Raw genomic sequence first — 14240 nt, 5'->3', positions numbered from 1 at the left:
TTGTTCCAAAGCAGTTTTGGTGTCATTTTGGCAGAAATGAAAGTCAGAAATCTAAAATTTCTTGGTTTCATATTTCTCACATCATACTTCTGACTTACCTTTGGGCGATGTGGAAAGAAATCTCAGTTCTGATCAGTAAAGAAGTCACGCTAGAGTGGCGACAGAAATTCGCTCTGAATGGGATTTTATTGTATGTGGTTTCGGCAGTATTCATCACCTATTTAAGTGTAGGTGCTAGAGGTGGCAATATTTCACCTCCTACCTGGAATGCACTTTATTGGATCATCATACTTTTCTCGGCTGTAAACGCAGTTGCCAAAAGCTTCGTCCAAGAGCATCAAGGTCGCCAACTCTACTATTACATGATTGCTTCCCCTGAAGCGATTATCCTTTCCAAAATGATTTACAATACCGGGCTTACTTTGATTTTGGCACTTTTAGGTTACGGTGTTTTTTCTCTGATTTTAGGAAATGAAGTTCAAGACCATGGATTGTTTTTATTGAACCTGGTTTTAGGAGCTATGGGTTTTTCTGCAAGCCTAACCATGGTAAGCGGTATTGCATCAAAAGCTGGAAACAACGCTACCTTAATGGCCATTCTAAGCTTTCCAGTGATTATTCCGATTTTGTTGATGGCCATCCGAATTTCCAAAAATGCTTTAGACGGATTGGATTGGAGTGTGAGTGCGGATAAAGTTCTCTCCCTTGTAGCCATCAATGCCATAGTCGCTGCGGCAGGATATATTTTGTTTCCTTATTTGTGGAGATCGTAATTTTCGAATTGAAAATTGAAAAATTGTAAGATTTGAAAATTGCTTTGCTTTTACTTCTTATTAATAGCAAAAGAACTCAGAAAAAGCAGCGTTTTCAGGAACTTATGACTTATTTTTGCGCTTGAATTAGCAAAAATACCCTATGCGCCAAAGCTGGTGGAAAATTCTAACCATCGCCCTGCTGCTGTATACCTTAACTGCAGGCTTGCTGATGGATGTGCCCCGACTTCCGATCCTCAACGAAACGATCCGAGCCCTACATTTCCATGTAACCATGTGGTTTGGGATGATCCTTTTATTACTTGTTTCTGTGTTTTACAGCATCAAGTATTTACGGACCAATGAAATCAAACATGATGACATGGCTATTGAATTTGCTGGTGCTGCGATTTTGTTTGGGGTTTTAGGGATCGTGACCGGAATGCTCTGGGCAAAATTCACTTGGGGCGATTACTGGAGTGGAGATCCAAAGCAAAATGCGGCTGCCATCGGCATCTTGATGTATTTTGCCTATTTGATTCTTCGAAACTCAATGACCGACACCCAGCAACGTGCAAGAATCGGTGCCATTTATAACATTTTTGCTTTTGCTGCATTTATCCCTTTGATATTTGTACTTCCTCGACTGACAGACAGTCTACATCCAGGAAATGGAGGAAACCCAGGCTTCAATGCTTATGACCTGGATTCCAAACTCCGAATGGTATTCTACCCGGCTATCATAGCATGGACACTTTTGGGGGCTTGGATTGCAACTGTGAGAGTCAGAATGCGTAGGGTGGAAAGGACACTTGAAGATCGAATGATTAATTCTTAATTGATGAAAAAACTACTGATACTAGCGATGATGGTTTTATCTTTTGCTGCAATGGCACAGGATAAAATCCCGGTAACTGAATCTGATTATTCAAATACGTCTGTAGAGATGGCAGATGCCATGCGTGCAGATGGAAAAATCTATGTTTTGGTAGGTGTAATCGTATTGATTTTTGCGGGAATCACGGTGTATCTGATAAGTACCGATAGGAAGATCAGCAAACTAGAAAAGTCAATTCAATCCTAACCAGTCGGAAATCATGAAATCGAGCAAATCAAAGCACCTTTTAAATTGGAATGACTTTGTGAAATGCGAGATTCCATCTGACCACTGAAAAATAAATTATTGACAGATGAAAAAAGGACATTTAATAGGAATCGGAATTATAGCAGTGGCAATTGTCATTATTATGAGTTCCATTGGAGATGCCAGTAGCTACGAAAGCTTCAGCACAGCCCTTGAAATGAAAAAGGACGGAAATGACAAGCCTATTCACGTAGTGGGTCAATTGAAAAAAGACGGGACTGGAGAGGTTACCGGATTAAATGTAAGAGAAGACAAAACTTCCTTTACGTTTGTTTTGGTGGACAATGACGGAACCGAACAAGAAGTATATTACAATGAGCCTGTACCTGCCGATTTCACCCGATCAGAATCGGTCGTAGTAATAGGTCAATATAAAACAGACGATATTTTCGTTGCAGATAAAATCCTGATGAAATGCCCATCCAAATATCAGGAAACTGAGGTGCAGGCGGCTGGAATGTGAGATTGAGAAGCTAGAATAAAAAATCCATGATCAATACCTTTATAGGAAATCTTGGCCACATGATGACCATAGTGGCCTTTGTCAGCGCATTGGTTACGGCCTATGCTTATATGCAGTATTTCCGGGCAAATGAAATAGATAAGGCTAGCTGGAGAAGATTCAGCAGAATCAGTTTTTACATCCACGGAGTTTCGGCTACTTTAATTGCTATTTCACTTTTTGAAATTATCTACAATCATCGATACGAGTATTTTTACGCGTATTCCCACAGTTCCAAAGCACTGCCGGTCCATTACATGATTTCCAGTTTCTGGGAAGGGCAAGAAGGCGCATTTATCCTTTGGATTTTCTGGAATGTGGTTTTAGGAGTTATTCTGATCAATACCAATAAGTTCTGGGAAGCTCCTGTAATGGTTGTCTTTGCCTTGGTTCAGGCATTTCTTGTATCCATGATTCTAGGAGTGGTGATTGGTGATCTGAAAATCGGAAGCTCGCCATTTATCCTATTGCGAGATGCAACACAAGCTCCTATTTTCCAGATGAACCCTGATTTTGTCCCAGAAGATGGAACAGGGTTGAATCCTCTATTGCAAAATATCTGGATGGTGATTCACCCTCCAACATTATTCTTAGGCTATGCTTCGACTTTGGTACCATTCGCATTCTTGATGGGCGGATTGGTGACCAAAAGATATTCAGAATGGATTCGTCCAGCACTTCCTTGGGCAATCTTCTCAGCTATGATTCTGGGAATGGGCATCATTATGGGTGCTTATTGGGCCTATGTAACGCTGAATTTTGGAGGTTATTGGAACTGGGATCCAGTGGAAAATGCCGTTTACGTTCCTTGGTTGGTTCTGGTGGCATCAATCCACACCATGATCACTTTCAAGAAAAGTGCCACAGCTCTCAAGACCTCGATTGTCTTGGTGATTATGAGCTTTATTTTGGTGCTCTATGCTACTTTCTTAACTAGATCAGGTATTCTTGGAGATGCTTCAGTGCACTCTTTCACAGACTTAGGTTTATCCGGTCAGCTTCTTATTTACTTGTTGTTTTTCGCTTTGGTAGCGGTGGTATTGTCAATTCGAGCTTGGAAAAATATTCCAACTTCTGAAAAAGAAGCTTCTATTTACTCTCGCGAATTTTGGGTTTTCATCGGTGCCACTACTTTAGGTTTGATGGCATTCCAGGTGATTTTACCTACTTCCATTCCGGTTTGGAATACTTTGGTTGAAAGCTTTGGAGGAATATCCAATATGGCTCCTCCAGCAGATCAGGTTGAGTTCTACACCAAGTTTCAATTATGGTTTGCAGTGGCTTTGGCATTATTGACAGCTGTAGGTCAGTTTTTCTGGTGGCAGAAAATGGATAAGCAAACCTTGAAAGATACGCTTGTCACGCCTTATATCGCTTCGGTATTACTTTCCGCAGGGATCATTGTACTAGCAAAAGTCTACGATTGGAAATATATCATCGTGGTACTAGCGGGTACATTTACCATCGTTGCCAATGCTGTAATCCTTTCAAAAATCCTGAAAAGATCAACTTTCAAATTAGCTGGAGGTTCTTTGGCACATATCGGTTTAGGCATGATGCTAATCGGAATTATGTTTAGTTCTGGCTATTCAGATGTGATATCCATTAATATGTCAGGCTTGACTTACAGCAATAGCTGGGAGGATGAGCTCAACAAAGAACATGTTCTCTTGTGGATCAATAAGCCGACTCAGATGAAGGATTATACGGTAACTTATAGAGGACGCCAGAAAAAAGTCGTGGGAGTTCCTGAATATGTGCCTGCTAAAATCCTTGAATCGACAGGAAATGTAAACCAAACGATAGCTTTAGAAGGCTATAAGGATTACTTCCAAAAAGGAGATACTGTCAATTTGGTTTTGGAAGAAAACGACTATTTCAAAATCGACTATTATCAAAATGAGAAATTACAGTTCTCATTGAATCCTATGTCTCAGTTCAATTCCAGCATGGGAGGTTTGATTTCTTCACCGGATTCAAAAATCTATTTTGACAAAGATTTGTATACCTATGTGGCAGCTATGAATGACTACGAGGACCCGGATTGGAAAGACGACGAAATCTATGAGGTTGCTCCTGGTGAACAGTTTCATGTTGCTGACTTTGTAACCTATTTTGATGGAGCTGAGGTATTGCAGGAACTAGACGATTACGTTTTGCAAGAGGGTGATGTGGCTGTCAAAGCAAAACTTAGAATTCTGGATTTCGACGTTGAAAAGGTATTAGAGCCAACTTTCATCATCCGAAATAATCAGATTGGTAAAATCCCGGTTGTGGATTCAGAGCTAGGAATCAAAGTATCTTTGGAAAACATACTTCCAGAAGACAATAAATTCGTATTCAAAGTCAACCAATATCAAAAGGATTATGTGGTAATGAAAGCAATCGTAAAGCCTTATGTGAATGTGCTTTGGATTGGTACAATCGTTATGCTGACTGGATTTTCTGTAGCGATTTTCAGAAGATTTGATGAGTTTAAAAAGATGCGAGACAAAGGAATAGAGTAAAATCAAAATCTCTTTTCAGAAATATTAAGTAATAAAAAAGCCCGATTGACCCCGGGCTTTTTTGATTTGTGATGGTTGAATTTTTCTATAAAATGGGCCTGAACTGCTTGAGGAACCTAACATCATTTTCCGTAAATAGTCGAAGATCTTTGATCTGATATTTCAACATGGCAATTCTTTCGATTCCCATACCAAATGCAAACCCTGTATATTTTTTGGAGTCAATTCCACAGTTTTCCAACACATTCGGATCTACCATTCCAGAACCACCGATTTCTACCCAGCCCGTTCCTTTGCAGACATTACAGCCTTTTCCTCCACAGATCAAACAGGTAATATCTATCTCAGCACTTGGCTCTGTAAAAGGGAAATAGGAAGGTCTAAAACGAACCTGTGTTCCTTTACCAAACATCTCTTTGGCGAAATGGTAAAGGGTGTTTTTCAAATCAGCAAAGCCTACATTTTCATCCACATATAATCCTTCTACCTGATGAAAGATGCAATGCGCTCGAGCAGAGATCGCTTCATTTCTATATACTCTTCCAGGAGAAAGTGTACGGATCGGAGGCTTTTGGTTTTCCATCACACGAACCTGCACAGAAGAAGTATGTGTACGCAAAGCGATATCCGGATTCTTCTCAATGAAGAAGGTATCCTGCATTTCGCGGGCAGGGTGATTCTCAGGGAAATTCAAAGCAGTGAAGTTATGCCAGTCGTCTTCGATCTCAGGTCCTTCGGAAAGGTTGAATCCGATTCTTTCAAAGATCTCAATAATTCTTTGTCTGGTAGCAGTCAAAGGATGGATTCCACCTAAATCATGATTGGAAGGTGGTAAGGTTAAGTCAATATCAGCAGATTTTGATTTCTTATTTACCGCACTGACTTTCTCTATCAATTCCTGGAATTTTGCTTCAGCCAGTTGTTTTACTCCATTCACCAATTGACCGTAAGCACGCTTTTCTTCATTTGGGATTTTACCCATTCCTGCAAAAAGCTCCCCAACAACAGATTTTTTGGAGATAAACTCCATTCTATATGCTTCAAGTTCGTCGGGTGTAGTTGCATCAGCCTCTACAATGGCAGCTTTGATCGCTTCTATTTTTTCCTGGTACATGCCTTCCAAATTAATCAAGCCACAAAGCTAAGCCTTTTAGACTTTTTTGGACAAAAATTAAGGATGGAATCAACACTAATTCCTAGGCAAGAACGGGATTTTAAAAAATATATCTGTTTCTACTAAATCCAGAATTCCAACTCTGCGCGTAATTCCTTCCAAATAAGAAATCACATAATCATTAAAAACACAAATCATGAAAATTCAAAATTTCTTTAAACTGGCTTTCGCAGCCTTCATTTTTCTTTCTGCAAACTTAGCTTTTGCACAAATGGAAAAAACAGTAATGGTAGGTGGAGCAGAAATGTATCCTTCTAAAAACATCGTGGAAAACGCCGTGAATTCTGCAGACCATACTACTTTGGTAGCCGCTGTAAAAGCAGCTGGATTGGTTGAGACTTTGCAAGGTGCAGGACCTTTCACAGTTTTTGCTCCTGAGAATTCTGCTTTCGAAAAACTTCCTGCGGGAACTGTAGAAACTCTTCTAAAGCCAGAAAATAAGTCTACTCTTCAAGCAGTTTTGACTTACCATGTGGTAGCTGGTAAAATGGGAGCTAAAGACATTGCTGCTGCAATCAAAAAAGGAAACGGAAAAGCTGAATTGACGACTGTGCAAGGCGGAAAATTGACTGCTTGGATGAAAGGTAAAGATCTTTACATCACAGATGAGAATGGTGGTCAATCAAAAGTAACCATTGCTGATGTATGGCAGAAAAACGGAGTTATTCACTCTGTGGATACAGTCGTACTTCCTAAAATGTAAGACCAAATTATCAGGACCGATTAGATCGGTCAAAATAAAAAGAGCTGACCAATTGATCCTGGTCAGCTCTTTTTTGTTTGTTCATTTTCTTACCAAGTTCTTCCTCCACCTGGTCTGCCACGCTCCCAAGGATTATTAGAAGGCTCAGGCTGCTTAAAGTTTCCAATGATATAAGTGAATGTCAACATGCCATATCTGGTCAGCACATTGGTAAACACATCGGTCACAGCCACATCAGAAATAGTTCTCTGAATACTATTGTTCTGATTCAGCAAATCGAAGATCACAACCTTCAATTCAGCCTTGTTATTTTTCGCGAATCTGTAACCACCCTCGATATTCCAAAGCCAGAAGTTCTGATCAAAACCTTCAGAAAGTCCGGAATACAAACTATGGTTGATATTGTTACCTACGAATAACTTTCCTCCATTTGGAGAATAATACAGACGGATATTGGATTCCTGTACATAGTAATTATTGTCCTGAGTTGTCTGCAAACTTGAGTTTACAATGTTGTAAGTACCAGTAGTGCTGATGGTGAAATCCACATTTTCAGAAATGTTCGAAGTAAAAGTCAAACCTTGACCTAAGGAAAGGTTGTCATTCAGATTTTTCTCTCCATTGATCAAACCCGGGATTCTGTTGAAATTAACTCTCGTATTCATGTTGAACTGAGTCTTAATTCCTTTGATCGGTGCTCCGTAAGTGAAAAAGAAGGTAGTTCTAAAATTGCCATCTAAGTTGACAGGCTGTGAAATCTGTCCTCCTGGTCTCAATAGGATTTCACCGTTGATCAAGGTATCCTGAGCAGTCAAGAAAGTGCTATTTCCGATATAATTAGAAGTTCCTGAGTAATTGGCAAACATGAACATGGTATGGTTTTTCTCCATATTCACTTTGCTCATGTTCAAGAAAATATTGTGGTTGTAACTCTGTCCTAGATTCGGGTTACCCACACTTAAGTTCAGTGGGTTTTGGTTGTTTACCACATTTTGAAGTTCCCTTACACTTGGCTCGTCGGTATTGGTACGATATCTCACTCTGTAAGAAACTCCTGACTCACGATTTCTATAACTGAAACTCGCCCCAGGAAGAAGATTGTTGAATGATCTTTTAAAAGTCCCTGGCACTGGGAAGAATGCCTCGTTATCCAATTTGGCGTTTTGATAATCCAAATTGAAATTCAGGTTCAGCCCCGCATTATTGTAAGCATAGCCTGATCGGAGACGCTGGGTGATGAATTTATTATCAAACTCATTACTCAAAGCGGTATCCAGCAAATAAGAACCTTGTTCAGCTCCTAATACATAAGTTTTTTGATCTGATCTGGACTTGTTGTTTCCGATTTGATAACCAAAGGTACCAATGGATTTCTCTCCCAATGGCTCAGTCAAAGTAGCATTGATCCTGTAATTAAAGCCGTTGGAAAGTGCATCAGTTTCTTGCAATGTGGTATCCAAACGCACTCTGTTATAATCAACACTTGCAGCTAAGAGATCCGAAAATCGATCATTTTTATTCCAGGAAGTATTGATATCGGTAGAAAAGGTTCTTCCTTTTTTATCGAATTTGTAGCGATAAGTAAAATTGTTTGAAATGCTGTAGTTCTTGCTTTCTGCATTGGAAATTGAACGCAAAGCACTTAATGAATCTCCTGTACTTGCAGTAGTCAATGCATCCCTATCACTAAAGCTAGTATTGTTTTGGAATGAAATACTTGGAGTGATGATGATAGAATTCTTTTCATTTAAATCAGCCTCGATCCGACCATTCATTCGATGGTTATAATTGTCAGTGGTGCTGATCAAATTCTCCTGATAAAACTGGCGGAGATTTTCATTGATAACGGTTTCTCTATTAGTTATCTGTTGCAGTTTATTTGCTGAATTGTTGAAGAAATAACTTCCTGTGAAATTCACCTTGCTTCCCCACTTATCAGAATAATTAAGACCAATCGAATTGGTAGTATTAATACCATCATTACTTCCAGCACTGAAATTATTGTTTCCTCCACCGAAACCTCCTCTTCCTCTAAAACCACCTCCACCTCCGGAGCTATTTGCATTGACTCCTGCCAAATCCTGGCTGGAGAAATTCTGTTGGTTGACATTATTAGCCAGACCAAGAATAGAAATTCTTCTGTCTCCGCTAAACAAGTTTACGCTTCCCCCGCCTGTATATCTGTCATCAGTACCATAGCCTCCATAAACTCTACCAAACTGGCCATTTTTGCGGTCTTCACGCAAAATGATATTGATCGTTTTGGTGTAGGTTCCATCATCAAAACCCGTCAACCTGCTTTGGTCAGACCGTTGATCTAATACTTCCACTCTATCGATGGCATCTGCAGGTAAGTTTCTCAAAGCGATGCTTGGATCGGAGCCGAAAAACTCTCTTCCATCAACCAATATTTTCTGAACTGCCTCTCCTTGAGCCTGAACTTGTCCATTTTGAATCGTTACACCAGGGAGCTTTCTAATCAAGTCTTCTGCCTGCGCATTTTGTTGTGTTTTGAAAGCTGAGGCATTGAAAGAAGTAGTATCGCCTCTCATTTCACCTACTGGTGATTGGCCCTCAATTACCACCTCGCCTAAAACCTGAGCATCTTCTTTTAAAACCAAGGTGCCCAAATCCGCCGGATCACGGAAACTATGAGTTTTGGAAATGGTCTCATATCCGACAAAAGTAATTTCAATTTTCACCTGCGGAATCATAGGACGGTTCACTTCAAATTTGCCCTGTCCATCTGTCACTCCACCAAGCAATAAAGAATCTGCCAAAGTCTTAACCAATACATTGGCTCCAATCATCGGGGTATTAGTCGCTCCATCCATTACGACTCCGGTCAATTTGATTTGAGGCCTTTGACCTTGACCTTGAGGACGTTGCCCGTATACGCTAGCTGCTAGCAAAAGGCAAAAAATAATTAAAAATGATCTATACATGTTTCTCATAGTTGCGCAAATATCTAACTCTTTGACCGAAGAGAAATGGCAAAGGTTTAGTCAACAACTAAAGAAAAATTGGAATGGAACGTGGGGAGGATAAATGGCTAAATAGCCATTTAAAAATTTAATTATTTTTAGCTTCTTGCATAATTTCAGGATAAGAAATCCCGAAATGACTGTTATCGTAAACCGCTACTCCATTCTTTATCAGAATCACTTGCGGAGATTCATGTCTTACTCCAAATACCTCACTAACACGGTCAGAGAGTGCACGGTTTTGTATGAGATCCAAGTAATAGGGAACTACATTTTGATGGTCTTCTTCTTTCCAGTTTCTCAGCAAGCGATCTAATGACATGCTACTAACAGAGCATCTAGTACTATGTTTAAAAATCATTACGGGAACATCCTCGCTCAAAGCTTTAATATCTGAAATCTGCCCCTCTTGGGTAAGTTTATTCCAATTCATTTTCTGATACGTTATAACTGGGCAATATTTTTGGTGTTAATAAAGTTCCCTAATCAAGAAGGAATTCAAAAAATGAAAATACAAACCAACTTAATACGAAGAAAACATCTAAATCTATTCTTTTTGGGATTATTGATGCTTGCTTCCTGTAAATCATTTAATCCGCATCAAAACCCAACTCCTCTTCAAGCCCCTCCTGCTTTTTCTTCTGTAAATCTACCGGTTACAGTTCCTCAAAATTCATTATATAAAATCATTAACCAGGCGATTCCGGCTGTTTTATTGGAAGAAGAAAATCTGGAAATGGGGAATAGTGCAGAAGGTAGTTTGAAATTGAGCCGAAATGGAAATCCAAGTTTTACTTCTTTGGACAGCCAACGGATCCAATTAACTCTTCCGCTGAAAATCCAAGGGCGAGTGGGACTGCAAAAGAAAGGATTTGGAAGTTTTCTACAGACCAAAATCCCTCTCGACGAAGCTATTTCTCCAGTGTTCATCGTCAATCCCACTATCAATCCGGATTGGAGTCTTGCAATTAAAGATTTTGAATTAGTGGATCTGGGAGGCAAAATCAATCTAGAGGTTTTGGGAATGCAAGTAGATCTTTCAGGTATTGTTGAAAAAGAAATCACAAAATGGGCTGCAGAAAATCTCAATTCAGCTAATTCCCTTTTGAACCTTAAAAGCTTTGTGGACCTAGCTTGGAACCAGGTAGGTAAACCGTTTTTTATCGGCTGGGAAGATGAGCGTTCAGCTTTTTCCATTCAGCCTGATTCAGTTAAGTTGAAAGAATTTTTTGATGAAAATCAGAACCTGAACATTTGGCTGGGATTAAATGGCCGGGTAAACACACATCCTGCAGATGCTGCCCCAAGTCGTGCATTTCCTTTGCCCAAGCTTACAGAAAACAATATTTCAGAAAACAAGCTTGAAATCACGCTTCCATGGACTTTGAGTTATTCTCAGCTAGACAGATTATTGGGCGAAAATCTGAACAACGTCCCAATTAGAGTGGATAAAAAAACAGTCCTTACGCCGAGTAACATCCAAAGTCAGTCTTTCGGAGAATACCTGCAAATCAACATGGACTTTTTTGCTGCTCAGGAAAACGGAAAAAATCTCGATGGAAAACTGTACATAATCGGCAAACCTTCCTTTGATGAAGCAACCAATAGTCTCTATTTCTCAGATATTAATTTCAAAATGGAAAGTGGAAATCTCGGAGCTCAAACAAGTGTAGGATTGAAAAAACGGAAAATCATCAAGCAAATCGAGAAAAGAGCAGTTTTCCCGTTGGGAGATACCCTTGAAGAAGGACTTGGTAACATTCAAGAAAGGTTGAGCTTAAAAACCGGAATTGCAGATCTCAGCATCTTAAACCTTCAAATAGTCCCTGAGAATTTTTATCCTACAAAAAATGGCCTGACGATTCATATTAAGGCAACTGGAAAAGTGGATTTGACTTGGAAATAAAGAAGGAAGTGAATTTCACTTCCTTCTTATTCAGGGTACAACTTACTATTACTTAATCTTTTTCATGAGATCCTTTGCCGAATTCTTGATGTCTTCATCCATGAAATTCTTCGAGATATGATCGATTTTAGATTTTAGGTTTTTACCCAATTTCATCGCTGAAACTGACCTCATTGCAAATTTCACAACGGAAGGATTTGTATCGTCAAGAGATTTGCTCAAAATTGCTTCTGCCACTTCCGGAGATCTTTTTTGAGCCCCAAAGGCTGCTGCAATCCGAATAGTGGAAGATCCTTTTTCTGCTGCTTCTTTCAGAATATCTCCAACACTTTCATCATCGATGTATCCGACCAGATAAGCTGCTTTCATAGAAAGATTCTCGTCAGAACCAGCTATCAGCTCTTTTAACAATGGAAGTGCTTCTTTCCCAAATTTGGCCGCACCTGCTGGATAATCTAATTCATCTTGTCTGAGGAAATCCAAAAGTTCCTGTGGATCAAAGCCTGTTGTGGCTGCTTTTTTTCTTGATTGTGCCATAAGTTCTAAAAATTTTGGGTTAAAGATTGGTACTAAGTCCACTGGATCGCATGGTACTGGATTCTCCCGAAGTCAGATTCGGTGGAGGGTTGGTAATATTAAATGTACCATTTCCAGTCATTAATCGGTCATTGTTATTGACATGATTTAATCCTAAAACATGCCCAAATTCGTGACCTAATGTCCAGCGACTAGCTGTTCGAACTACCACACAACCGGGTCTTCCTGATGGATATGCTGCACATCCATTGTATCCCGGCACTGTACTGTTGACAAAGTAAACGACGACATCATTTGAACCGACAAAGTTACGGTTGCCAAATAATGTGATTTGCTCTGCTGTCACAGATCCCATTGTGCATCCGCCAACATCCACATCAGCCAAAGAAGGCAAATTCAGATTTTCTGTGGTGGCACAATCTACCCGAATCCCAGCCATGGCATACACTTCCTGCATAGCTGCGAATTGCTCATTGATTGTAAAGCGGGTAGGCATCGTCAATATTTTGACGTGCACTCGAATGCGTTCTTTCAATACTCTGACTCCAGCCGTGGAAGACCAATAGATACTTCCGTGCTGGAAATGTGAAATTCTTCCATCTCCTCCGAAAACTACTAATTCATCTGAAGTTGGATATCCCAATGGACTTCTTTCCCAACCCAACGATGCCCAATGAGAGCGGATTGCTCCATGAACTTCATGCGCACCAGTACTGGGAGTCCAATAAATACTTCCCCCCTGGAAATGATTGAACCTACCAACTCCATCCGGACAAGTAGTCTCATTGGTCAAAGGGTATCTAAGGAAACTTCTCTCCCAACCCAAACTGGAATATTTACTACGGATTGCTCCATGAACTTCCCAAGCTCCGGTAGACGGAGACCAATAAATGCTTCCTCCTTGAAAGTGGTTGAATCTTCCGATTCCATCCGGGGTTGCCGTTTCATCAGTTTTGGGATATCCCAAAAAGCTTCTTTCCCATCCTAAACTTTTCCATCTAGCCCTGATCAAACCATGTACCTCGTGTGCACCGGTTGACGGATGATAGTAGATGGAACCATTGACATAATGCTGAAAAGATCCAATTCCATCCGGACATTTCAGAATTCCGGTGGTAGAAGTACCTAGCCATCCTCCAGAACCACCTAGTGACCAGTATTTAGTCGTGATCGGATGAACAGGAATGGCTTGCAGATTTTTCAGTTTTTCTAAAAGTTCATTTTGAACCTGTAATTGTGGGTCTATTTTAAATTTTGACATAGAATTGTATTGAAAAATTAGACAAAAAAACCTCTTAAATATACGTTTAATTATCTGATATTAAAATACTTACAGTTTTTATACGAATCTTTAAAAAATTCAAAACTTATTAAAATAGCTCAACAAAAACTCTCCCTACTTATTGAGTAAGCTCCAGTTGTTTATCCCTTTTTTTTCAGCAGCTTTCAAAAGCTTCAGGAGTAAATTGGCAGTGAGAAAAGCATCACCTCCAGCAGTATGCCTATCTTCTGTTTTAATTCCATAGCGATCACAAAGAGCATCCAGAGAATAGTTTTTTAAGGGGATCAAATTTCGATCTGCTCTCAATCCATAATCAAGCCTGATCGCCAAATTCATTGTATCTATACATGGGTTAGGAAAGCGAGTCAGCCCAAAGGGTTTTACTATTTTTTTAAGCATTTCTAAGTCAAAGCCTACATGATGCCCGACAATGATATTATTCCCTATATATTGAAGAAATTGAGAGGAAAAATCAGCTAAACTTAATACCATTTTATTCCCAATTAGCTCATGGATTTGGATGGCTTCCTTTCCTTTCTTAGATGAACTCAAATACCATTCTACTGCACTTGCAACCTGAATACTTTGCGAGTTGATTTTCACCGCACCAAAGGATAACACATGATCTGTCTCTGGATTGAGACCAGTTGTTTCAGTGTCTAATACGACAAATGAAAGCTGATCAAAAAGACGAATACCCGGGATTTCCTTTTGGGAATTCTTTAGATATTCCTTCACAAAATCCTTTT

Annotated in this window: 13 protein-coding genes; 7 read left to right on the top strand and 6 right to left on the bottom strand. The window is 39.7% G+C overall.

Translation table 11 applies throughout. From position 1 onward, the window contains the following. Positions 1 to 107: 107 nt before the first annotated feature. The 5 genes from J0A69_RS05270 to ccsA (J0A69_RS05250) all read left to right on the top strand — a co-directional run bounded on the left by J0A69_RS05270 (position 108) and on the right by ccsA (J0A69_RS05250) (position 4905). Positions 108 to 773, top strand: a complete 666-nt coding sequence (locus J0A69_RS05270; RefSeq protein ID WP_206585808.1) for a heme exporter protein CcmB — start codon at positions 108 to 110, stop codon at positions 771 to 773. Between the two features lie 142 nt (positions 774 to 915). Beyond that, positions 916 to 1590, top strand: coding sequence for a cytochrome c biogenesis protein CcsA (gene ccsA, locus J0A69_RS05265; RefSeq protein WP_206585450.1), 675 nt, complete (start codon positions 916 to 918; stop codon positions 1588 to 1590). A gap of 3 nt (positions 1591 to 1593) precedes the next feature. Next, positions 1594 to 1836, top strand: a complete 243-nt coding sequence (locus tag J0A69_RS05260) for a CcmD family protein (protein WP_206585449.1) — start codon at positions 1594 to 1596, stop codon at positions 1834 to 1836. 106 nt (positions 1837 to 1942) lie between these two features. Next, the gene (locus tag J0A69_RS05255; RefSeq protein ID WP_206585448.1) at positions 1943 to 2359 is read left to right on the top strand and encodes a cytochrome c maturation protein CcmE domain-containing protein; all 417 of its coding nucleotides are present in this window, start codon (positions 1943 to 1945) and stop codon (positions 2357 to 2359) included. Between the two features lie 26 nt (positions 2360 to 2385). Then, complete coding sequence (ccsA, locus tag J0A69_RS05250; RefSeq protein WP_206585447.1) at positions 2386 to 4905, top strand: cytochrome c biogenesis protein CcsA; 2520 nt, start codon at positions 2386 to 2388, stop codon at positions 4903 to 4905. Between the two features lie 85 nt (positions 4906 to 4990). On the opposite strand, the gene pheS is transcribed toward ccsA (J0A69_RS05250), so the two are convergent. Then, the gene (gene pheS, locus J0A69_RS05245; protein ID WP_206585446.1) at positions 4991 to 6019 is read right to left on the bottom strand and encodes a phenylalanine--tRNA ligase subunit alpha; all 1029 of its coding nucleotides are present in this window, start codon (positions 6017 to 6019) and stop codon (positions 4991 to 4993) included. A 196-nt stretch (positions 6020 to 6215) separates the two neighbouring features. Here pheS and J0A69_RS05240 point away from each other — a divergent pair, with 196 nt between their 5' ends. Further along, on the top strand, positions 6216 to 6782 hold the full coding sequence (locus J0A69_RS05240) for a fasciclin domain-containing protein (RefSeq protein ID WP_206585445.1): 567 nt from the start codon (positions 6216 to 6218) through the stop codon (positions 6780 to 6782). A gap of 89 nt (positions 6783 to 6871) precedes the next feature. On the opposite strand, the gene J0A69_RS05235 is transcribed toward J0A69_RS05240, so the two are convergent. Together J0A69_RS05235 and ytxJ are read right to left on the bottom strand one after the other, a co-directional pair. Next, entirely contained in the window at positions 6872 to 9736 is a 2865-nt protein-coding gene (locus J0A69_RS05235) for an outer membrane beta-barrel protein (protein ID WP_206585444.1), read from the bottom strand. Positions 9737 to 9854: 118 nt separating this feature from the next. Beyond that, positions 9855 to 10199, bottom strand: coding sequence for a bacillithiol system redox-active protein YtxJ (gene ytxJ, locus J0A69_RS05230; protein ID WP_206585443.1), 345 nt, complete (start codon positions 10197 to 10199; stop codon positions 9855 to 9857). A gap of 72 nt (positions 10200 to 10271) precedes the next feature. On the opposite strand from ytxJ, the gene J0A69_RS05225 reads away from it, so the two are divergent. Then, positions 10272 to 11672, top strand: a complete 1401-nt coding sequence (locus J0A69_RS05225; protein WP_206585442.1) for a DUF4403 family protein — start codon at positions 10272 to 10274, stop codon at positions 11670 to 11672. A gap of 48 nt (positions 11673 to 11720) precedes the next feature. Here the strand turns inward: J0A69_RS05225 and J0A69_RS05220 are convergent, their stop codons facing one another. From J0A69_RS05220 to J0A69_RS05210, 3 genes are all read right to left on the bottom strand, one after another. Then, positions 11721 to 12209: a HEAT repeat domain-containing protein gene (locus tag J0A69_RS05220; RefSeq protein WP_206585441.1), complete on the bottom strand. Its 489-nt coding sequence runs from the start codon at positions 12207 to 12209 to the stop codon at positions 11721 to 11723. Between the two features lie 19 nt (positions 12210 to 12228). Next, positions 12229 to 13470 carry an LGFP repeat-containing protein gene (locus J0A69_RS05215; protein ID WP_206585440.1) on the bottom strand — a complete coding sequence of 414 codons (1242 nt, stop codon included), beginning with the start codon at positions 13468 to 13470 and terminating at the stop codon, positions 12229 to 12231. 135 nt (positions 13471 to 13605) lie between these two features. Further along, positions 13606 to 14229 (bottom strand): 3'-5' exonuclease, encoded by a 624-nt coding sequence (locus J0A69_RS05210; protein WP_317194840.1) that lies wholly within the window; start codon positions 14227 to 14229, stop codon positions 13606 to 13608. Between the last annotated feature and the right edge of the window lie 11 nt (positions 14230 to 14240).

The sequence above is a fragment of the Algoriphagus pacificus genome (assembly GCF_017254845.1).
Classification (GTDB): domain Bacteria; phylum Bacteroidota; class Bacteroidia; order Cytophagales; family Cyclobacteriaceae; genus Algoriphagus; species Algoriphagus pacificus.
The sequence above is the reverse complement of the archived record's forward strand: the minus strand, read 5'-3'. Positions and strand labels throughout refer to the sequence as shown.

Coding starts and splice junctions, on each gene's coding strand:
- J0A69_RS05220 (WP_206585441.1), bottom strand. CDS start 12,209: ATGGCACAATCAAGAAAAAAAGCAGCCACAACAGGCTTTGATCCACAG.
- pheS (WP_206585446.1), bottom strand. CDS start 6,019: ATGTACCAGGAAAAAATAGAAGCGATCAAAGCTGCCATTGTAGAGGCT.
- J0A69_RS05225 (WP_206585442.1), top strand. CDS start 10,272: ATGAAAATACAAACCAACTTAATACGAAGAAAACATCTAAATCTATTC.
- ccsA (WP_206585447.1), top strand. CDS start 2,386: ATGATCAATACCTTTATAGGAAATCTTGGCCACATGATGACCATAGTG.
- J0A69_RS05240 (WP_206585445.1), top strand. CDS start 6,216: ATGAAAATTCAAAATTTCTTTAAACTGGCTTTCGCAGCCTTCATTTTT.
- J0A69_RS05235 (WP_206585444.1), bottom strand. CDS start 9,736: ATGAGAAACATGTATAGATCATTTTTAATTATTTTTTGCCTTTTGCTA.
- J0A69_RS05255 (WP_206585448.1), top strand. CDS start 1,943: ATGAAAAAAGGACATTTAATAGGAATCGGAATTATAGCAGTGGCAATT.
- J0A69_RS05270 (WP_206585808.1), top strand. CDS start 108: ATGTGGAAAGAAATCTCAGTTCTGATCAGTAAAGAAGTCACGCTAGAG.
- J0A69_RS05215 (WP_206585440.1), bottom strand. CDS start 13,470: ATGTCAAAATTTAAAATAGACCCACAATTACAGGTTCAAAATGAACTT.
- ccsA (WP_206585450.1), top strand. CDS start 916: ATGCGCCAAAGCTGGTGGAAAATTCTAACCATCGCCCTGCTGCTGTAT.
- J0A69_RS05260 (WP_206585449.1), top strand. CDS start 1,594: ATGAAAAAACTACTGATACTAGCGATGATGGTTTTATCTTTTGCTGCA.
- ytxJ (WP_206585443.1), bottom strand. CDS start 10,199: ATGAATTGGAATAAACTTACCCAAGAGGGGCAGATTTCAGATATTAAA.